This is a genomic window from Nocardioides perillae (assembly GCF_013409425.1).
Lineage (GTDB): Bacteria > Actinomycetota > Actinomycetes > Propionibacteriales > Nocardioidaceae > Nocardioides > Nocardioides perillae.
In genome coordinates this window covers 279,713-299,210 of record NZ_JACCAC010000001.1, presented here as the reverse complement: position 1 = coordinate 299,210, position 19,498 = coordinate 279,713, and the positions used below count along the sequence as shown (strand labels likewise).

15 protein-coding genes, 1 tRNA gene and 2 pseudogenes are annotated in these 19,498 nt (G+C 73.7%); 12 read left to right on the top strand and 6 right to left on the bottom strand.

Annotated features, from left to right (window positions below; genetic code table 11):
- Nucleotides 1-129: 129 nt before the first annotated feature.
- Both BJ989_RS01430 and BJ989_RS01425 read left to right on the top strand, forming a co-directional pair.
- Nucleotides 130-471 carry an anti-sigma factor antagonist gene (locus BJ989_RS01430; RefSeq protein WP_179516698.1) on the top strand — a complete coding sequence of 114 codons (342 nt, stop codon included), beginning with the start codon at nt 130-132 and terminating at the stop codon, nt 469-471.
- 216 nt (nt 472-687) lie between these two features.
- Nucleotides 688-3,099 (top strand): sodium-translocating pyrophosphatase, encoded by a 2,412-nt coding sequence (locus BJ989_RS01425; protein WP_179516697.1) that lies wholly within the window; start codon nt 688-690, stop codon nt 3,097-3,099.
- Nucleotides 3,100-3,210: 111 nt separating this feature from the next.
- Here the strand turns inward: BJ989_RS01425 and BJ989_RS01420 are convergent, their stop codons facing one another.
- On the bottom strand, nt 3,211-4,797 hold the full coding sequence (locus BJ989_RS01420) for an Ig-like domain repeat protein (RefSeq protein ID WP_179516696.1): 1,587 nt from the start codon (nt 4,795-4,797) through the stop codon (nt 3,211-3,213).
- A gap of 263 nt (nt 4,798-5,060) precedes the next feature.
- On the opposite strand from BJ989_RS01420, the gene BJ989_RS01415 reads away from it, so the two are divergent.
- Entirely contained in the window at nt 5,061-6,593 is a 1,533-nt protein-coding gene (locus BJ989_RS01415) for a DUF7059 domain-containing protein (protein WP_179516695.1), read from the top strand.
- On the opposite strand, the gene BJ989_RS01410 is transcribed toward BJ989_RS01415, so the two are convergent.
- A complete protein-coding gene (locus BJ989_RS01410) occupies nt 6,578-7,552 on the bottom strand; it encodes a hypothetical protein (protein ID WP_179516694.1) in 975 nt (324 codons plus the stop codon). The genes BJ989_RS01415 and BJ989_RS01410 overlap by 16 nt on opposite strands.
- A 232-nt stretch (nt 7,553-7,784) precedes the next feature.
- Between BJ989_RS01410 and topA the strand changes: the two genes are divergently transcribed.
- The 4 genes from topA to BJ989_RS01390 are packed head-to-tail and all read left to right on the top strand — an operon-like array spanning nt 7,785 to nt 13,949.
- A complete protein-coding gene (gene topA / locus BJ989_RS01405; RefSeq protein WP_179516693.1) occupies nt 7,785-10,502 on the top strand; it encodes a type I DNA topoisomerase in 2,718 nt (905 codons plus the stop codon).
- Nucleotides 10,499-11,152, top strand: coding sequence for a dTMP kinase (gene tmk, locus BJ989_RS01400; protein WP_179516692.1), 654 nt, complete (start codon nt 10,499-10,501; stop codon nt 11,150-11,152). Before topA ends, tmk begins: the two co-directional genes overlap by 4 nt.
- A 50-nt stretch (nt 11,153-11,202) precedes the next feature.
- Nucleotides 11,203-12,384, top strand: a complete 1,182-nt coding sequence (locus BJ989_RS01395; RefSeq protein ID WP_343049479.1) for a DNA polymerase III subunit delta' — start codon at nt 11,203-11,205, stop codon at nt 12,382-12,384.
- The gene (locus BJ989_RS01390; RefSeq protein ID WP_179516691.1) at nt 12,381-13,949 is read left to right on the top strand and encodes an alpha/beta hydrolase; all 1,569 of its coding nucleotides are present in this window, start codon (nt 12,381-12,383) and stop codon (nt 13,947-13,949) included. Before BJ989_RS01395 ends, BJ989_RS01390 begins: the two co-directional genes overlap by 4 nt.
- Nucleotide 13,950: 1 nt before the next feature.
- On the opposite strand, the gene BJ989_RS01385 is transcribed toward BJ989_RS01390, so the two are convergent.
- On the bottom strand, nt 13,951-14,868 hold the full coding sequence (locus BJ989_RS01385; protein WP_179516690.1) for a LysR family transcriptional regulator: 918 nt from the start codon (nt 14,866-14,868) through the stop codon (nt 13,951-13,953).
- A gap of 118 nt (nt 14,869-14,986) precedes the next feature.
- Between BJ989_RS01385 and BJ989_RS01380 the strand changes: the two genes are divergently transcribed.
- Nucleotides 14,987-15,172: a hypothetical protein gene (locus tag BJ989_RS01380; RefSeq protein WP_179516689.1), complete on the top strand. Its 186-nt coding sequence runs from the start codon at nt 14,987-14,989 to the stop codon at nt 15,170-15,172.
- 157 nt (nt 15,173-15,329) lie between these two features.
- Nucleotides 15,330-15,402, top strand: a tRNA-Thr gene (locus BJ989_RS01375).
- A gap of 836 nt (nt 15,403-16,238) precedes the next feature.
- On the opposite strand, the gene BJ989_RS01370 is transcribed toward BJ989_RS01375, so the two are convergent.
- From BJ989_RS01370 to BJ989_RS01360, 3 genes are all read right to left on the bottom strand, one after another.
- On the bottom strand, nt 16,239-17,393 hold the full coding sequence (locus tag BJ989_RS01370; protein WP_179516688.1) for a DUF1963 domain-containing protein: 1,155 nt from the start codon (nt 17,391-17,393) through the stop codon (nt 16,239-16,241).
- A gap of 109 nt (nt 17,394-17,502) precedes the next feature.
- Nucleotides 17,503-17,697, bottom strand: a complete 195-nt coding sequence (locus BJ989_RS01365) for a hypothetical protein (protein ID WP_179516687.1) — start codon at nt 17,695-17,697, stop codon at nt 17,503-17,505.
- Complete coding sequence (locus tag BJ989_RS01360) at nt 17,694-18,206, bottom strand: LysR family transcriptional regulator substrate-binding protein (RefSeq protein ID WP_343048986.1); 513 nt, start codon at nt 18,204-18,206, stop codon at nt 17,694-17,696. Before BJ989_RS01360 ends, BJ989_RS01365 begins: the two co-directional genes overlap by 4 nt.
- A 51-nt stretch (nt 18,207-18,257) precedes the next feature.
- Here BJ989_RS01360 and BJ989_RS18515 point away from each other — a divergent pair.
- The 3 genes and pseudogenes from BJ989_RS18515 to BJ989_RS01350 form a co-directional block, all read left to right on the top strand.
- Nucleotides 18,258-18,371: pseudogene (locus BJ989_RS18515) on the top strand (aldehyde dehydrogenase family protein); the annotation flags it as partial.
- 86 nt (nt 18,372-18,457) lie between these two features.
- Nucleotides 18,458-18,703, top strand: a pseudogene (locus tag BJ989_RS18050) (SpoIIE family protein phosphatase); the annotation flags it as partial.
- 12 nt (nt 18,704-18,715) lie between these two features.
- Nucleotides 18,716-19,498 carry an ATP-binding protein gene (locus BJ989_RS01350; RefSeq protein ID WP_343049478.1) on the top strand — a complete coding sequence of 261 codons (783 nt, stop codon included), beginning with the start codon at nt 18,716-18,718 and terminating at the stop codon, nt 19,496-19,498.

Below are 19,498 nucleotides of genomic sequence, written 5' to 3'. Positions count from 1 at the left end.
CGCGGTCCGGTGCCACCGGTCCGACCGACTTCCTGCGGTGTGGGGGACGACGTGGTTTGATGGCCCGGGCAGCCGTGGGGGTTGCCGTTCCAGACCGGGCGCCCGGGTGCGCCCCGCCGAGGAGATGTCGTGGACCTGACCCTGACGACGCACGAGGTCGACGGCCGCACCGTCGTCGCCGTCGGAGGCGAGATCGACGTCTACACCGCCCCCAAGCTGCGCGACCAGATCACCGAGCTGGTCGGCGCCGGCGTCTACGACATCCTGGTCGACATGGAGGCCGTCGAGTTCCTCGACTCCACCGGCCTCGGCGTGCTGGTCGGCGGCCTCAAGAAGGTCCGCGCCCACGACGGCTCGCTCGAGCTCGTCTGCAACCAGGACCGCCTGCTCAAGATCTTCCGCATCACCGGCCTGGCGAAGGTGTTCGTGATCCACGAGACCGCCGAGGCCGCGCTCGCGCAGCAGCGCTGACGCGCCGCCCCCACCCGCTCCTCCCGCACCGTCCGCGCGGCCCCCTGCCGCGCCCCGCGCGCACGCCGGCACCCACCCGCCGCGCCCGGCCCCCGGCGTACGCCGTGGTGTGAGGCCGCGCCCTGCTCCCGCGCCTCTGGCGCGCCCTGCTGTTGTGCGCCAGACTCCGGCACCAGACGTGACCTGAGTCACAACGACGTGCTACAGGAGGTTCGCATGACCGGGATCCACCCCGCTGTCGTCGACGTCTCCGGGGGCAACCTGGTGCTGGCCGTGCTCGTCCTCGTCATCGCGCTCGGCGCGCTGGCGATGGCGGCGCTGTTCCGGCGCGAGGTGCTCGCGGCAGCCGAGGGCACCGAGAACATGAGGAACATCGCCCACGCCGTGCAGGAGGGCGCCAACGCCTACCTGACGCGGCAGTTCCGCACCCTCGCGGTCTTCGCGGCCCTCGCGTTCTTCGTGCTGCTCGCGCTGCCGGCCGACGACACCGCCGTCCGGATCTTCCGCTCCGTCTTCTTCGTCCTCGGCGCCGGCTTCTCCGCCGCGATCGGCTACCTCGGGATGTCGCTGGCGGTGCGCGCCAACCTCCGCGTCGCCGCGGCTGCCAACACGACCGGCCGCGACCCGGCGATGAACGTCGCCTTCCGCACCGGCGCGGTCGTCGGCATGGCCACCGTCGGCCTCGGCCTGCTGGGCGCCAGCGTCGTCGTCATCGCCTTCCAGGACTCCGCCCCCGACGTGCTCGAGGGCTTCGGCTTCGGTGCCGCGCTGCTGGCGATGTTCATGCGCGTGGGCGGCGGCATCTTCACGAAGGCCGCCGACGTCGGCGCCGACCTCGTGGGCAAGGTCGAGCAGGGCATCCCCGAGGACGACCCGCGCAACGCCGCCACGATCGCCGACAACGTGGGCGACAACGTGGGCGACTGCGCCGGCATGGCCGCCGACCTCTTCGAGTCCTACGCCGTCACGCTGGTCGCCGCGCTGATCCTCGGCTCGCAGGCCTTCGGCGACAAGGGGCTCGTCTTCCCGCTGCTCGTGCCGGCCATCGGCGCGCTGACCGCCATCGCGGGTGTCTACCTGTGCAAGCCGCGTGCCGGCGAGAACGGCCTGACCACCATCAACCGCGCCTTCTACCTCTCGGCGGGCATCGGGGCGCTGGCGTGCACGCTGCTGGCCTTCCTCTACCTGCCGAGCTCGTTCTCCGAGCTGAGCGGCCGCGAGGAGAGCCCGATCGACCTGCTCGCCGGCGGCGGCGCGCCCGACGGCAACCCCGCCCTGATCGCGGCGCTGGCGGTGCTGCTCGGCATCGTGCTCGCCGCGGTGATCCTGGCGCTCACGGGCTACTACACCGGCACCGACCACCGCCCGGTGAAGGACGTCGCCAAGACCTCCCTCACGGGCCCCGCGACCGTCATCCTCTCCGGCCTCTCGGTCGGCTTCGAGTCGGCGGTCTACACGACGCTCGTCATCGGCTCGGCGGTCTTCGGCGCCTTCCTGCTGGGGTCGGGCTCGCTGTCGATCTCGCTCTTCGCCGTCGCGCTCGCCGGCTGCGGCCTGCTCACCACGGTGGGCGTCATCGTCGCGATGGACACCTTCGGACCGGTCTCCGACAACGCCCAGGGCATCGCCGAGATGTCGGGCGAGGTCAGCCCCGCGGGCGCGCAGATCCTCACCGAGCTCGACGCGGTCGGCAACACCACCAAGGCGATCACCAAGGGCATCGCGATCGCGACCGCGGTGCTGGCCGCGAGCGCGCTCTTCGGCTCCTACATCGGCGAGGTCGTCGAGGCGGTGCGCGAGACCGACCTGCGCGCCGAGGACGCCCAGGCCCTGACCTTCCTCGTCTTCAGCCCCGACATCCTGGTCGGCCTGCTGATCGGCGTCGCGGTCGTGTTCCTCTTCTCGGGCCTCGCCATCAACGCGGTGGGCCGGGCGGCGGGCGCGGTCGTCTTCGAGGTGCGCCGCCAGTTCCGCGACGACCCCGGCATCATGGCCGGCACCTCCCGCCCGGAGTACGGCCGCGTGGTGGACATCGTCACCCGCGACTCGCTGCGCGAGCTGGCCACGCCGGGCATCCTGGCGATCCTGTCGCCGGTCGCGGTCGGCTTCGGCCTCGGTGTCGGTCCGCTCGCGGGCTTCCTCGCCGGCGCGATCGGCGCGGGCACGCTCATGGCCGTCTTCCTCGCCAACTCGGGCGGCGCGTGGGACAACGCGAAGAAGCTCGTCGAGGACGGCGTGCACGGCGGCAAGGGCTCCCTCGCCCACGAGGCGACGATCATCGGCGACACGGTGGGCGACCCCTTCAAGGACACCGCCGGCCCGGCGATCAACCCGCTGATCAAGGTGATGAACCTCGTCGCCCTGCTCATCGTCGGCGCGGTCGTCAGCGTCAACCTCGGCGAGGACGCCAACCGACCCCTGGGGGTCGTCATCGCACTGGTGGCGGTGGCGATCATCGCGGCGGCGATCGTCGTCTCCGGCCGTCGCCCGGTGAGCATCGGCGACGACAGCGACAGCGGGGCCACCCCCCCGCCCCCGCCGGCGGCGCCGGCCGCCCCGCCGGTCGCCCCGCAGCAGCCGGCCGTGCCGCCGCACGACACCCCCACGGCGCCCTACCCCCACGCCTAGGGGCGGCGACGCCTGACGCGCGGACGGCCCGACCGGGGATCCCCGGTCGGGCCGTGCCGTCTCGTCGGGCGGTGCCCGGTGATGCCTGCCGGTGCCGCAGCGCGGCTCCGCTCAGCGCTTCGTGACGCGCAGCACCAGGACCCGCGAGCGCGCTCCCTCGGTGGTGGCGGAGCCGGCGTACACCGCCCGGAGGGCGTGGCGGCCGGGCTTCAGCACGGGCAGCTTCACCGAGCGGGTGCCGTCGACGCGGTAGGTGCCGAGCCGGCGGCGGCCGTCCAGGACCGTGACAGACCCGACCGGACGCACCCCGGCGGCGCGCAGCGTCAGCACGGCGACGGCGCGGGTGCCCTTCTTCACCTTCGCCTTGACCAGCCGCAGGCCCGCGCTCGCGCGGGTCTTGGCCACCGCGACCGGCGTGGTGGTGAAGGTGGCGGTCTCGTGGCCGGGCTTCACGGCCGTCACGAGCACGGAGAGCCGTCGACCGACGTCGGCCGCCTGCACGACGTAGTTCAGTCCCGAGGCGCCGGCCACCGGCACGCCGTCGCGTAGCCACTGGGCGCCGACGGAGGTGGTGCCGGGCCAGGTGCCGAGCGTCGCGGACAGCGTCGATCCCAGGCCGTGGGTGCCGGTGACGCCGGGCTGCGCGGTGAAGGTCGGGGCGTCGCCCTTGCCGACGACGATGCCGGTGCTGTCGACGGTCTTGGCGGTCCAGCCCTCCTTGGTGCCGGTCACCTTGACGAGCACGGTCTTGGCGAGCTCGGCGGCGGTCGGGGTGAAGGACTTCGCGGTGGCGCCGGAGATCGGTGAGCCGTTGGCGAACCACTGGTAGGTCGCGGTCACGCCGTCGGTGCTCCAGGTCGGGTCGGTGGCCACGACCGGCTTGCCGACCTTCGCGGGCTGGGTGAGCGTCGGCGCGTCGCTCGCGCTCAGCTCCTGGTCGGGCAGCAGGGGCACGAGGACGGTGTCGGAGACCGTGCTGACCACCGGCACCCCGGCCAGGGTGCCCGTGACGCGGACGAGGAGCGGCAGACCGGCCTCGGCGACACCGGGCACGAAGAACTCGTCCGTGGCGCCGGGGACCGGCACGCCGCCGGAGAACCACTGATAGGCCATCGAGATGCCCGGCAGCGACCACAGCGGGTCGAGCACGACGAGCAGGGACCCCACGCCCTGCAGGCCGGCGATCTGGGGCGGCTGCAGGACCGAGAGCTGGCCGGACGGGTCGGTGGTGCACCCGTCCGTGCCGCCCGTGCCGCCGCCCCCGTCGGTGCCCCCGCCGGTGCCGCCGGTGCCGTCGCCGGGCAGGCCCGGCAGCTGCAGCGCGCCGGTGACCGCCTCGACGGGCAGCAGCCCGAGGACCGAGCCGGTGACGACGCCCTGGAGCACGGCGCCGGCGTCGGCAGTCGTGGGCACGTAGGTCGAGCCGGTCGCGCCGGGGATCGGCACGCCGTTGCGCAGCCAGGCGAACTGCTCGGTGACGCCGAGCAGGCTCCAGGCCGGGCTGGTGAGGGTCAGCAGCGAGCCGACCCCGGGCGTGCCCGAGAGCGTCGGCGGCTGGACCACCTCGAGCAGCTGCAGGCCGAGCAGGCGGTCGTCGGCGCCGGAGACGGTCGGCGCGGCCGCCGACGCGACCGCCGCGGCCGGAGCTGCGCCGGCCGGGACGGTGGTGACGCCGAGGACGGCGCCGCCGACGACCACGCCGGCGGTCGCGGTGGACAGGAGCGCGCGCAGGGCGCGGTGGTGGTTCCCTCCCCCAGGGGCGCAGCCAGGCCGCCGTCCAGCGCACGCCGATCAGTTGTTTCCCTCCACCGGCACGGTCCCACCCGTGGAGGTGGTCCCGGGCAGTTGTGGGACCCAACTGGCCGACCGGGTGACGGAGTGGCCCAGGTGGGCCACCTCGCCCTGGCCCGATCGGGCCAGTGCGCGGCGGGGGGGCGCCGCGTGCGCCGTACGCTCCTCGCGTGAGCCCCGCCGACCCGTCGACCCCCGCCGCCCGCGACCTGCCCCGCCGCCTGCGCGAGGCGCTGCAGGAGGCCGACTTCACCGTCGAGGCGGTCGCCGCGCTGCTGGGCCCGACCGCCCACGCGGCGCTCGGGCGCAACGAGACGACGCCCGGCCTGCGCCGCACCGGCGGCGGGTCGCCGCTGGAGACGCTGACGCGGCTGTTCCTGCTGCAGGCGCCGGTCGCGGCCGCCGAGGCCGAGGCCGCGCTGCCCGGGCTGGTCGACCGCCTCGCCGCGGAGGGCATCCTCGAGCGCAGCGTCGGCCAGGTGGCCGCCCGCCTCGACGTGCGGCCCTACTCCGCCGCCGACGGGGCCGGGGCCGGCGGCGCCGACCGGGCGCTGTGGGTCGTCAGCGACCTCACGCCGGGGCTCGACGGCGCTCCGACGCGGGTCGGCGCCGACCACGTGCTCGGCATCAGCTCCGCCTCGACGTCCCTGGCGCAGCTCACGCTGCGCCACCCGGTCGAGCGCGCGCTCGACCTCGGCACCGGTTGCGGCGTGCAGGCGCTGCACCTCGCGACCCACGCCCGGCGGGTGGTGGCGACCGACGTCAACCGGCGGGCGCTGCGCGTCGCCCGCCTCAACGCCGCGCTCAACGAGGCCGACGCGGTCGAGGTGCGCGAGGGCTCCTACTTCGAGCCGGTGGCGGGCGAGGAGTTCGACCTCATCGCGACCAACCCGCCGTTCGTCATCAGCCCGGCCACCGGTGAGCGCCTGGTCTACCGCGACTCCGGCCTGCCGGGCGACCGCGTGGTCGAGGACATCGTGCGCGCCGCGCCGCGCCACCTCGCCCCCGGCGGCTGGTGCCAGGTGCTGGCCAACTGGGTCATCGCCGACGGCACGCCGTGGGACGAGCGGCTCGCCGGCTGGCTCGACGAGGAGTGCGACGCCCTGGTCGTGCAGCGCGAGGTGCTCGACCCGGCGGCGTACGTCGAGCTGTGGCTCAAGGACGCCGGCCACCACGGCGGGCCCGACTACGCGCAGCGCTACGACACCTGGCTGTCGTGGCTGGAGGACCAGGGCGTCGAGGCCATCGGCTTCGGGTGGGTGGACCTGCGACGCCGGACCGGCTCGGAGCCCGGCGGCCGCGTGGTCGACCTGCTCGAGTGGCCCTTCGAGGTGGAGCAGCCGATCGCGCCCGCGATCGCGGCGTGGGCCACCTCGGCCGGGCTCGCCGCGGCGCTCGGCGACGACGACGTGCTCGCGGCGACGCGGCTGGTGGCCCGGGCCGACGTGCGCCAGGAGACCCTGGGCGCCGTCGGCGCGGAGGACCCCGAGACCGTCGTGCTGCGCCAGCAGCTGGGCTTCCGGCGGGCGCGCACCGCCGACACCGTCGAGGCCGCCCTCGTCGGTGCCTGCGACGGCGACCTGACCGTCGGGCAGGTGCTCGACGCGCTGGCCCAGCTGCTCGAGCGCGACCCCGGCGCCACGCGGGCGACCTACCTCCCCGTGGTCCGCGAGCTGGTCGCCCAGGGCTACCTCGGGGTCTGACGGCCTCCCTCGTCCACCCCGCCCCCGGCCGCCGCGCCGGGACGACCCGGCTCCCCGGCCTCGGCGAGCTCTGCCTCGCGCGCCCGGTCGCGCAGCCGCAGCAGGCGAGCCCGGGTCGCGCCGGTGAGCAGCAGCGGGTCGCCCAGTGCGAGGAGGTCGGGTGCCCCCGAGCCGCGCGGCGGCCGGTCGTCACCGTGCGAGCGGAAGCCGAGCAGGGCGCGCTGCGTGCGCCGCCCGAGCTCGGCCGGGCTGCTGCGCAGCGCGAGCGACTCCTGCAGCCGGCGCGCGGGCACCTGCGCGACGGCCCCGGCGCGCTGCGTGCCGAGCAGGCCGTTGGCCCGCGTCACCGCCCACGCGATCCCGCCCGCCAGATGGGTCGCGCTGCGGGCGTCGCCGACGACGCTCGCGTCCTCGGCGTGGGTGCGCACCAGGGCACGCCGCATCGCGACGCCGACCTCGGCGTCGAAGTGCATCTCGGCGACGTGACCCAGCAGGTCGGCCACGAGCTCGAGACGCTCGCGGGCCTCGCCGTCGGTGGTGGGCAGGAGGAGGTCGTCGTGGTCCAGCGCGTCGGTCCCGTCCGGTCCTGCCGTCAGCGCGCGGTCGTCGAGGCGGTCGAGGGCCGCCCGTCCGCCGACGCGGACGGCGAGCCAGGTCTGCACCTGCGCCCACAGCGGGGGCGGCGGCGGGGGCGGCGGCAGTGCGCGGCGGTCGCGCTCGACGGCCAGGCGTCGGGCGGTCGACGCCCAGCGGGTCTCCTCGGCCGGCTCCGACCAGGTCTCGACCAGGCGGCCGCCCAGGAAGACCAGGTGGCGCACCACGGCGTCGTCGAGCTCGCCGTCGGCGTCGCTGCGGTGCGGCCAGCCCCCGGCGTGCCACGGCGGCGCAGGCTCGGGCGGCGGCCAGGGCTCGTCGTACCACGCCGGCGGGGGCGGGTCGGGCCACAGCGGGTGGGTCACAGGTCCTCCTCGGGGTCGGGGTGCCCACCGTGGCCCGCCCAGCGCCCGGCCTCGGGCGTCCTCCACAGGTCGCCGCGCCAGCGCCCTCGTCCACAGGCGGGGGCGGCGCTCCTGGCCCGCTCCGGCCGCCCGGGGCACCACGAGCCGGGGGGCGTCGCCGCGACGCGCTACCGTGACCGGCGGACAGCCGTCACTCCGACGGATCCGCGAGAGGCGAGGTCGTAGAGCACACGTGGCACACAAGCTGGTGATCGTCGAGTCCCCCACCAAGGCCCAGAAGATCGGCGGGTTCCTGGGGTCGGGCTACGTCGTCGAGTCCTCGATCGGCCACATCCGCGACCTCCCGATGAACGCCGCCGACACCCCGGCCAAGATCAAGGACAAGGCGTGGGGCCGGCTCGCGGTCGACGTCGAGAACGGCTTCGAGCCCTACTACGTCGTGCCGCGCAGCAAGAAGGACCACATCAAGAAGCTCAAGTCGTTGCTGAAGGACGCCGACGAGCTCTTCCTCGCCACCGACGAGGACCGCGAGGGCGAGGCCATCGCGTGGCACCTGCTCGACGAGCTCAAGCCGAAGGGCATCCCGGTCAAGCGGATGGTCTTCCACGAGATCACCAAGCCGGCGATCATCGCCGCCGCGGAGAACCCCCGCGAGCTCGACATGGATCTCGTCGAGGCCCAGGAGGCGCGCCGCATCCTCGACCGCCTCTACGGCTACGAGGTCTCCCCGGTCCTGTGGCGCAAGGTGATGAGCGGGCTCTCCGCCGGGCGGGTGCAGTCGGTCGCGACCCGCCTGGTCGTCGACCGCGAGCGTGAGCGCATGCGGTTCAAGGTCGCTTCCTACTGGGACCTCGAGGGCACCTTCGACGCCGGCAGCGGCCACGAGCCGCGGATGTTCGCGGCCAAGGTGCACTCCGTCGACGAGGCCCGGGTCGCGCGGGGCGCCGACTTCGGCAGCGACGGCCTGCTCAAGGCCGGCGCCCAAGGCAAGGTCGTCCACCTCGACCGCGCCCGCGCTGAGGACCTCGCCGGTGCGCTGCGCGACACCGCCTTCGAGGTGCGCTCGGTCGAGTCCAAGCCCTACCGCCGCTCGCCCTACGCCCCCTTCCGCACGACCACGCTGCAGCAGGAGGCCAGCCGCAAGCTCGGCATGAGCGCCAGCGTGACCATGTCGGTCGCGCAGCGCCTCTACGAGAACGGCCACATCACCTACATGCGCACCGACTCCACCACGCTCTCGGCGGGCGCGGTGGCGGCGGCGCGCGAGCAGGTGCGCGAGCTCTACGGCGCCGAGTACGTCCCCGACGCCCCGCGCACCTACGCCTCGAAGGTCAAGAACGCCCAGGAGGCGCACGAGGCGATCCGGCCGGCAGGCGACACCTTCCGCACCCCCGCGCAGACCGGCCTGACCGGCGAGCAGTTCCGCCTCTACGAGCTGATCTGGATGCGCACGGTCGCCTCCCAGATGAAGGACGCGGTCGGCAACACCGTCACCGTGCGGCTCGGCGGGCGGGCGGCCAGCGGCGAGGACGTCGTCTTCTCCGCCAGCGGTCGCACCCTCACCTTCCACGGCTTCCTCAAGGCCTACGTCGAGGGCCGCGACGACGCGGGCGACTCCGACGACGCCGAGTCGCGCCTGCCCCAGCTCGCGCAGGGCGCCGCCCTCACGGCCGCCTCGGTGACGGCCGCCGGCCACGAGACCAAGCCCCCTTCGCGCTACACCGAGGCCACGCTCGTCAAGGAGCTGGAGGAGCGCGAGATCGGCCGCCCCTCGACGTACGCCTCGATCATGAAGACGATCGTCGACCGCGGCTACGTCTTCAAGAAGGGCAACGCACTCGTGCCGGCGTGGATCGCCTTCTCCGCCACCCGGCTGCTCGAGGAGCACTTCCCGCGCCAGGTGAGCTACGAGTTCACCGCGCAGATGGAGGACGTGCTCGACGAGATCGCGGCCGGCCGCAAGGCGCGCAACTCCGAGCTCGCCGAGTTCTACTTCGGCTCCGGCGACGTGCAGGGCCTCAAGACGCTGGTCAACGAGCTCGGCGACATCGACGCCAAGGAGCTCGCGACCTTCCCCGTCGGTGGCGAGGACTCCGGCATCCAGCTGCGCGTCGGCAAGTACGGCCCCTACCTCGAGGGTCCCGGCGACGACGGCACCCCGGCCGCGGTGCGGGCCAACGTGCCCGACGACCTGCCGCCCGACGAGCTGACGCTCGAGAAGGCCAAGGAGCTGCTGGCCAACCCCGCAGGCGAGGAGCGCGAGCTCGGGCGCCACCCGGAGACCGGCAACGTCGTGGTCGCGAAGAACGGCCGCTACGGCCCCTACGTCACCGAGCTGCTGCCCGACGACGCACCCAAGTCCGCCAAGCCGCGCACCGGCTCGCTCTTCAAGTCGATGCAGCTCGAGACCGTCACCCTCGACGACGCGGTCCGGCTGCTCTCGCTGCCGCGCGTGGTCGGCACCGACGCCGAGGGTGTCGAGATCACGGCGCAGAACGGCCGCTACGGGCCCTACCTCAAGAAGGGCACCGACTCGCGGTCGCTGACCTCCGAGGAGCAGCTGCTCACGATCACCCTCGACGAGGCGCTCGCGATCTACGCCCAGCCCAAGCAGCGCGGTCGGGCCGCCGCGGCCGCGCCGCTCAAGGAGCTCGGCACCGACCCGGTCTCGGGTCAGCCGGTCGTGGTCAAGGCGGGCCGCTTCGGCGAGTACGTGACGGACGGCGAGTACAACGCCACCCTGCGTCGCGACGACACCGTCCAGGCCATCACGTTGGAGCGTGCCGCCGAGCTGCTGGCCGAGCGCCGCGCCAAGGGCCCGGCGACGGGCAAGAAGGGCGCGAAGAAGACGCCGGCCAAGAAGGCCGCCGCCAAGAAGGCCCCTGCGAAGAAGGCGGCGGCCAAGAAGACGACCGCGAAGAAGACGACGAAGGCGGCCGCGAAGAAGTGAGCGGCGCGTACGCCGAGCGTGGGGTCTTCGTCTGCTTCGAGGGCGGCGAGGGCTCGGGCAAGTCGACCCAGGCGCGCGCCCTGCGCGACTGGCTGGAGACCACGGGCCACACGGTCCGGCTCACCTTCGAGCCCGGCGACACCCCGGTCGGCGTCGAGCTGCGCCGCATCGTGCTGAGCCCTGAGACCGGCGCGCTCGCCGACCGCACCGAGGCTCTGCTCTACGCCGCCGACAAGGCCGAGCACGTCGAGACGCTGGTGCGACCCGCGCTGGAGCGGGGCGAGGTGGTCGTCACCGACCGCTACGTCGACTCCACGCTGGCCTACCAGGGCGCCGGCCGCAGCCTGGCGGTCGCCGAGGTCGAGCAGGTGGCCCGCTGGGCGACCGGCGACCTGCGGCCGCACCTCACCGTGGTGCTCGACCTCGACCCGGCCGACGGGCTCGGCCGCTTCACCTCGCGCGACCGCATCGAGCAGGAGTCGCTCGACTTCCACCACCGGGTGCGGCAGGCCTTCCTCGACATGGCCGCGGCCGATCCCGAGCACTACCTCGTCGTCGACGCGACCCGCCCACCCGCCGAGATCACCGACGAGTTGCGCCGCGCGCTCGAGCCGCTGCTGGTGCGGGCCGTGCTCCGGGAGCGGGCGTGAGCGCCGTGGCGCCGGCCGGCCCGGCTGCGCGCACGGCCCCCACCGCGGGCATCGCGCAGCGCGCCGACGGCACGACGGTGGTCCCGGCGGTCTGGGCGACGCTGGTCGGCCAGCGCACGGTGGTCGACGCGCTGCGGCCGGCGACCGCGGGCCACGGCATGACCCACGCCTGGCTCTTCACGGGCCCGCCGGGCTCGGGCCGCTCCAACGCCGCGGTCGCCTTCGCGGCCGCGCTGCAGTGCGGCGAGCGCGGCTGCGGCGACTGCCAGGACTGCCGCACGGTGCTGGCAGGCTCCCACCCCGACGTCACCGTCGTGCGCACGCAGAAGCTCTCGATCGGCGTCGACGAGGTGCGCGAGCTGGTGCGCCGCGCCGCCCTGGCCCCGGTCGGCACCAAGTGGCAGGTGCTGGTCGTCGAGGACGCCGACCGCCTCACCGACCAGGCGTGCAACGCGCTGCTCAAGGCGATCGAGGAGCCGACCGAGCGCACGGTCTGGATGCTCTGCGCGCCCACCACCGAGGACGTCCTGCAGACCATCCGCTCGCGCTGCCGCCTGGTCACCCTGACCACGCCGTCGGCCGGCGACGTCGCCGACTTCCTCGTGCGCACCGAGGGAGTCCACCCCGCCGTGGCGGACCACGCGGCCCGGGCCAGCCAGGGCCACATCGGCCGGGCGCGCGCCCTCGCGCGCGACGAGGCCACCCGCAACCGGCGCCGCGACGTCGTCGCCCTGCCGCTGCGGCTCACGAGCCTGGGGGCGGCGATGTCGGCCGCCACCGTGCTCAACGACACCGCCAAGGCCGAGGCCGAGGCGCTCACCGACGAGCTGGACAGCCGCGAGAAGGTCGACCTCGACGCCTCCTACGGCGTGGTCGAGCGGGGCCGCCGCCCGCGCGAGTACGCCCCCGCCCTCCGCGAGCTGGAGAAGTCGCAGAAGACCCGGGCCAAGCGCCGCCACCTCGACGTGGTCGACCGCGGGCTGATGGACCTCGTCTCGGTCTACCGCGACGCGATCGCGGTGGCCTCCGGTGCGCCGGGCACGCTGGTCAACGAGGACGCCCGGGCCGACGTCGAGGAGCTCGCCCGGCGCAGCACGCCGGAGGGCCACCTGCGCCGCATCGGCGCGATCTTCGCGGCCCGCGAGCAGATGCTGGAGTTCAACGTGCCTGTCATGCTCGCGCTGGAGTCGATGATGGTGGCGCTGCAGCTGCCCGAGGGGGGACGTCGATGACCACGACGCGCAAGGTCGTCGCCATCGTGCTGGTGGTGGCGCTCGTCGCGGCCGCCGCGCTCACGGCGCTGGGGCTCTTCACCGGCGGGTCCGACCCGGCCGAGCCGGACCCCGCGGCCGCGACCCCGTCGGCCACGGCGAGCCCGACGCCCGAGGCGGGGGCGACCGAGCCGCCCGACCCGGCGCTCGCGGAGTTCTACTCCCAGGAGCCGACGTGGGAGCCCTGCGGCGACCACGAGTGCGCGACCCTCACCGTGCCGCTCGACTACGCCGACCCGGAGGGCGAGACCATCGACCTCGCGCTGCTCCGGGTGGCCGCCGCCGACCCCGCGGCGCGCGTGGGCAGCCTGGTCGTCAACCCGGGCGGGCCCGGCGCGCCCGGCACGTCGTACGCCGCGCAGGCGGGGGCGGTCTTCCGCCAGCCGCTGCTCGACGCCTACGACGTGGTCGGTTTCGACCCTCGTGGCACCGGCGAGAGCGCGCCGGTCGACTGCCTCACCGACGCCCAGCTCGACGACTACGTCGCCGAGGACCCCTCGCCCGACACCGCGGCCGAGCGCGACGCCTACCTCGGCTGGGTCGAGACGATCGGCCAGGGCTGCGCGGAGCGCTCCGGCGACCTCGCGGCGCACGTGACGACCGTCGAGGCGGCGCGCGACATGGACGTCCTCCGCGCGGCGCTGGGTGAGGCCGAGCTCGACTACTTCGGCGCCTCCTACGGCACGAAGCTCGGCGCGACCTACGCCGACCTCTTCCCCGAGCGGGTCGGCCGCTTCGTGCTCGACGGCGCGATCGACCCGACGTTGACGACCCGGGAGCTCAACCTCGGCCAGGCCGAGGGATTCGAGCGGGCGCTGCGTGCCTACGCCGAGGACTGCGTGGCGCAGGACTGCTCGCTCGGCGGCAGCGTCGAGGAGGTCGTCGCGAGCATCACGGGCGTGGTCGAGGCGGTCGACGCCGAGCCGCTGCCGGCGCAGGGCGACCGCGTGCTCGACGTGGGCAACGCCTTCTACGGCATCGTCGCGCCGCTCTACGCGCGCGACTACTGGTTCGTGCTCACCCAGGCGCTCGAGGCCGCCCAGCGGGGCAACGGGTCGGTGCTGCTGCAGCTCTCCGACCTCTACACCTCCCGCGGCGGCGACGGCTACACCGACAACTCCGCCGAGGCGATCTACGCGATCAACTGCCTCGACGACCCCTCTGCCATCCCGGCCTCGGAGGTGCCGAGCCAGGTGCCGGCCTTCGAGGCGGCCTCGCCCACCTTCGGCGAGGTCTTCGCCTGGAGCCTGACCGGGTGCGGCGGCATCGAGGTCGAGAAGACCGTCGAGGAGCCCGTGATCGACGCCCCCGGCGCCGCCCCGATCGTGGTGGTCGGCACGACCCGCGACCCCGCCACCCCCTACGACTGGGCCGTCGCGATGGCCGAGCAGCTCGAGTCGGGTGTGCTCGTCAGCCGCGACGGCGACGGCCACACCGGCTACAACGCCGGCAACGAGTGCGTCGACACCGCGGTGGAGGCCTACCTCGTCGAGGGCACGGTGCCCGAGGACGGGCTGTCCTGCTGACCTAGACGGGCTCGCAGATCTCCTGGATCCGCTTCGTGGCCAGCTCGATCATCAGGTCGGCCGCAGGTGACAGGGTCGCGTTGCTGCGGTTGACGATCGCGAGGGTGTCGAACTGCCGGGGTCGCAGCGAGGCCCACGAGGCCCGCGGGGCGAGCCGGGGGAGCAGCTGCTCGACGGCGCCCTTGGGCACGACGGTGTCGGCCAGGCCCATCCCGACCAGCTCGATCGCGGTCTCGACGTCCTCCACCTCGATGCGGGTGACGGGGTTCTTGCCGGTCTCGAGCAGCCACTGCCGCAGGACGGTGCGGATGGAGTCGGTCGCGCGCCAGGTGGTCTCGGGCATCACCAGCTGCGCCTGCGCCAAGCGGTGCGCGGTGACGGGGGAGGCCGTGCGCTCGGGGTCGGCGCTGACGTAGACCAGCTCGTCGCGCGCGACGGGTGTGACGTGCATGCCCTCGGCGGTGAGGGCCGGCACCGAGATCATCGCGGCCTCGAGCCGCCCGCGCCGCAGGTCCTCCTGCACCTCGGAGGAGTTCTGGCCCACCAGCTCGACCCGTACGCCGGGGTGGCGCGCGAGCACGTCGGCCACCAGGCCGGCGCCGGCGTAGAGCCGCGCCGCGCCGAACATCCCGAAGCGGATGGTGCCGGTCTCGAGCGCGGTCGCGGCGCGAGCCGCCCGCCGGGCGTCCTCCGCCGCGGCGAGCGCGCGCTCGGCGTACGGCCGGAGGGTCTCGGCAGTCTCCGTCGGCACGACGCCGCGCCCGACCCGGACGAAGAGGTCGGTGCCGACGGTCCGCTCGAGCGAGCGGATCTGCTCGCTGACCGACGGCTGGGCGTAGCCGAGCGCCTCGGCGGCGGCGGTGAGCGAGCCGCGCTCGTAGGCGGCGAGGAAGCAGCGGAGCTGGTGCAGCGACAGCATGCGTCAACCATAGGTCGAGCCTCGAGGTCACATCGACAAAAGAGGCTACCCCTGTGGCTGGGACGGATCCAGAATGGAGGCATCAGGCACCGTGCCGCGACCGAGGGGAGTCACCACCATGATGTTCGTCCACCACTGCAGCAGCTGCGACCGCGACCAGCTGGTCTTCCCCAGCATGTTCACCGGTGCCACCCGCGCCGAGGGCGGCCTGGCGGTCTCCTTCACCTGCTGGTGCGGCGCCGAGCAGACCCACCTCGAGCAGCCGGCGACCGCGACCCGTGAGGGCCACCAGCTCGTCGCCTGACCACCCCTCCGAGGGGGCCGGGACGCGCCGATGGCCCGTCTCGAGACCGGACCCGTCGAGCGCGGCGGCGAGCTGGGTGCGCCGGTTTCGCCCGCCGCCTCCGGGTCCGTTATCCTCCTCGGGTTGCCCGGACCGACGCTGTCGACCCGGGCAGCGCGCCGCCTTAGCTCAGTCGGTAGAGCGTCTCACTCGTAATGAGAAGGTCGTCGGTTCGATTCCGACAGGCGGCTCCGTGACAGGTCTCTGACCAGGGAAAACGTGGTCGGGGGCCTTCGTGGTTGATGGCCCCGCGGACTCGGCTCCGGTGAAACTCCGGTGAAACTCCGATTCACTTTCGAGGTCACAATTGGCGACACTAGCTGGGCCTTGCCACTGGCCACCACCGCCGTGTGGCTTGAATTCACTCGCCTGAACGCGGCTACTCAGAGGGGCGCAGGGCACGCCGGGGGGCTGGCGAGGGGCGGACGGTCAAAGCGCGTTGACACGTCGGTGCACGTTCGCTGCCGCAGCCACGGCAATCAGTGCTACGAGAGCACCGCCGCAGCCGAAAGCGAAACAGGCCCACAGCGGCGGGGGAACGACGACCATCGGCATACACGCCTCAGTGCCGTTCCTCAACGTGGTGCAGGGATTCGCATCGCCTCCCCACGGAGCCCAGACGTACAGCAAGCCGGCCAACGCGCCGAGTACCACGGCCACCGCGGCGGCTTGGACGCTGAGACCTAGGACGCGCACAGACCAAGCCTAGGCATGACCGGGCCCCCGGAACGCCCGCACATCGGCATGAGAGGACGATGTGGTTCAGCTCAACTACCGCGGCGGACCGTTTGCTCGACAGGGCCGGTCGATGAACGTCAGCGACCTCGAACCTCGACGACTGGCTTCCCGCCCTCGGACACGCGCCGGGGGCCGCAACCCCACTCTGCGTCAGGAGGGGACTCCTCGATGCAGCTTCCGACAAGCTCGGCAAGCGGTCGCCCGGCGCGTGTCGGTCCGTGCGTCTGTCCCGTTCGAGACGCGGGTGAGGTCCACGGTTTGCAGTGTGAGCGGCGAGCGTCACCTCTGCTCAGCCCGTACGGATGAAGCTCCAGCAGCTGTCGAAGTCGCGAGTGGCCAGGGCGTTGGCCCCTATCCAGACCTCCAGGTGTCCCCCGCCGTGGAACCACTGTTCTGAGGCGGGGACGTGAGCGTCGAGTTGGAGTGGGTTGAGGTCGAGCAGCAACGTGTGACGGTCGCCGGACGACAGGGGCAGATGCTTGTGCAGGACCTCGTGCAGCCGTGGGGTGGTGGCGGTGAATGGGTGTCCGCCCAGCCGTGAGACCTCGGTCGGGGGCACGAACTCGTCGTGCCAGGGGGTGAGCGCGGTTCCGGGGCTGGAGGCCATCATGTTCGCTTCGGCTGCGGAGAGCTCTAGCCAGTCGCGGGCCCGGTCATAGCGCTCGACGTCTGCGGCTGGCCAGGACCTGCGCCGGGTGTCGTCCAGGTCGGGTGCGGTGAGGTTGGTCTGCGCGTTGATGGGCACAGCCGGTAGTGGATCCATGCCTTTGGGGGGATCGGCCACGACGAGCTCGTCGGGCATGAAGGGGGGCATCCACCGCACCGCCCAGGCCGACGGGTCGGTGTCGTCGTCGTCGCCGTACGTCTCCAGATCATGGAAGAACTGCAGAACGCCGTCGTCCGGGAGGCCGGTGGTGCCGTACTCCTCGAAGCCCTGGTTGGCGGACTCTGCTGCCAAGTCGACCTGGGCTACGAATGTCAGGGGATGGCCGTCGTGACGCGTCGGCCACCGGAAGGTGGTCCGTTCTGTTCTCGCGACTGCGGGGGAGCCGGCGAACCACGACCCGGTCCAGGCCAGCGGGTCGGCGCGGAACCCGTCGTGGTCGACCATCTCGTCGGCGACCGGCAGGCAGAGGGCCGTGCTGAGAGGCAGTTCGGTGGCCTCGAAGGCGACCTCGGGGTGGCGTCGGAACCCGTCGGGGTCGAGAACGCGTCGGGCTGGGGGTGGGAGCAGGGCGGTTCCGATGGCACCGGCAAGGCCGTCCTCCCCGGCGAAGGCGTCGAGGAGAGCCCGCCGATCGGCCCCTCCAGCCGCGAGCAGCTCAGCAGTCTTCTCCGTCAGCTCCGCGGAGCGCCGGTCGGCCTCCCGGTCCGAGAGAGTCTGCTCGACTGCGATGTAGGCATGCCATTGCTCGATGAGCGAACGTGCCTGGCTTGCGCTCACCAGCAAACACTCCTCGTCGTGTTGGTGCCCTGAGTTCCGCGAATCTAGCCACAGCAAGCTGCTCCGACCGATTTGGGCTCTCAGTCGGCGATCGGTCGGGCCGTGCTGGTCACGCCAGTCCGTCGATCCTGACGCCACACATCGCCAGCAGCACCAGGCCGAAGTGGTGAGCGTTGCGGAGCGAGTATTCCTTGATCGCTCCGCGCATGCTGAGCTCGCGATTGGCGCGCACGACCTTTATCGAGAGGCGCTCACGTTCAGCGGCAGTCAGGTTCTTCAACCGGGTACTCATGAAGCGGTTCACGCATCCGCGGGGTCGACCGCGAGGGGCACCAGGTCGTGCCGGGGGTCGTCGGAGACCACCGCGACGCCCCGGCCCGACGCGGCCAGGGCCTGTGCGACGGTGCCGTTGGCGGCCTCGACGACCGAGGCGTACGACGCGCCCGCCGCGCCGACCGCTGCGTCGACCGCCTCCCGGGCGGTGAAGTGGGGCGGCAGCAGCACCAGCGGCTGCACCACGAGCTCGCTGAGGGTGACCGAGCGGCGAGCCGCCCAGGGGTGGTCCGCGCGGACGTAGGCCCACACCGGCAGGACCGCGAGCGGGCGGGACCGGAAAGGTGCGGGCGGGCGCTGGGTGCCGATGAGGTCGGCGCCGGCGCGCAGGACCTCGGCCGGGTCGGAGGCGTCGGCGGGCCGCACGTCCACGACGGGGTCGTCGGGCGACATCGTCGCCACGAACGGCGCGACCACGTCGGTCAGCGTCACCGTCGGCGCCGCGATCGTCACCCGCTCGACCCGACCGCGGGCCTGCACCGCGGCGCCGGCCTCGAGCCGGGCGGCGGCGGCGAGCAGATCGCCAACGACATGTCGTACGGCCTGGGGTCCTACGTGTTCACCACCGACCCGGAGCAGGCCCGCCGCGTGGCCGAGCAGCTCGACGTCGGCATGGTCTTCGTCAACGGCGTCGGCGCCGAGGGCGCCGAGCTGCCCTTCGGCGGGGTCAAGCGCTCCGGCTTCGGCCGTGAGCTCGGTCGCTCGGTGTCGCCGCGGTCGGGACCACCAGCGTTGAGCAGGGCGAGGTCGAGCTCGGGCAGGGCGACACGCTCCTGCTCTACACCGACGGCATCCTGGAGCGGCCGGGCACCTCGGTGGACGTCGCGTCGGCGGACCTGGCCCGGGTCGCGGCCAACGCCCGGCGGCCCGAGCTGCTGCTCGGTCGCGAAGCGGGCAGCGTGACCGAGCGCATCTGCGAGGTCACCCTCGAGCTGCTGACGCGGCACACGGGGCACAGCGACGACATCACCCTGCTGGCCGCGCAGCGCGTGCCAGCCTCCGCGCCGCTGCATCGTCAGGGCCCCGCCACTGTCGACACCGCGACGCAGGCCCGCCACGACTTCGTCGCGTGGCTCACCGAGCTGGGGGTCGCCGACGCGGACCTGGTCGCCGGCGAGCACGCCGTGGGCGAGCTGCTCGCCAACGTCGTCGAGCACGCCTACGACACCCGGGAGACCGCGGCCCGAGCGGACCGGCCCAACGCGCTCGAGCTGGCCGCGCACCTCGGCGAGCGTGGCCAGGTGACCTGCACCGTGGTCGACCGCGGCGCTTGGGTCGAGCCCGCCCCGGTGGCCACCCGGACGTCGGGTGGCCGGGGGCTCGCCCTCATCCACGCCTTCACCGACTCCTTCGCCGTCGAGCCCGGGGCCGACGGCGGCACCCGAGCCGAGGTCGTCCTGGCCCTCGGCCGGCTGGTCGGGACCCGCCTGCCGGGTCTGCAGGCGACGGCCGCTGCCTCGGGGTGCGCCGCCCTGCTGACGGCGCCGGCGCTGGTGGCGGTGCTGGTGGTGGAGCGCCCGGGCCCGTGGGTGCTGCTCGCCGCCGTGGCGTCCGGGGTGCTCAGCTCGGTCGTGCCGTACGCGCTCGACCTCACCGCCCTGGGGTCGGTGCCGCCGCGCGCCTTCGGCGTGCTGTCGAGCGTGCACCCGGTGCTGGCGGTCGTCGTCGGCGTGGTCCTGCTCCACCAGGTGCCCGCGGGCCACGAGCTCGTCGGCACCGCGGTCGTCGTCCTCGCCAACGTCGTGGCGGTCGCGACGATGCGGGGGCGCTGA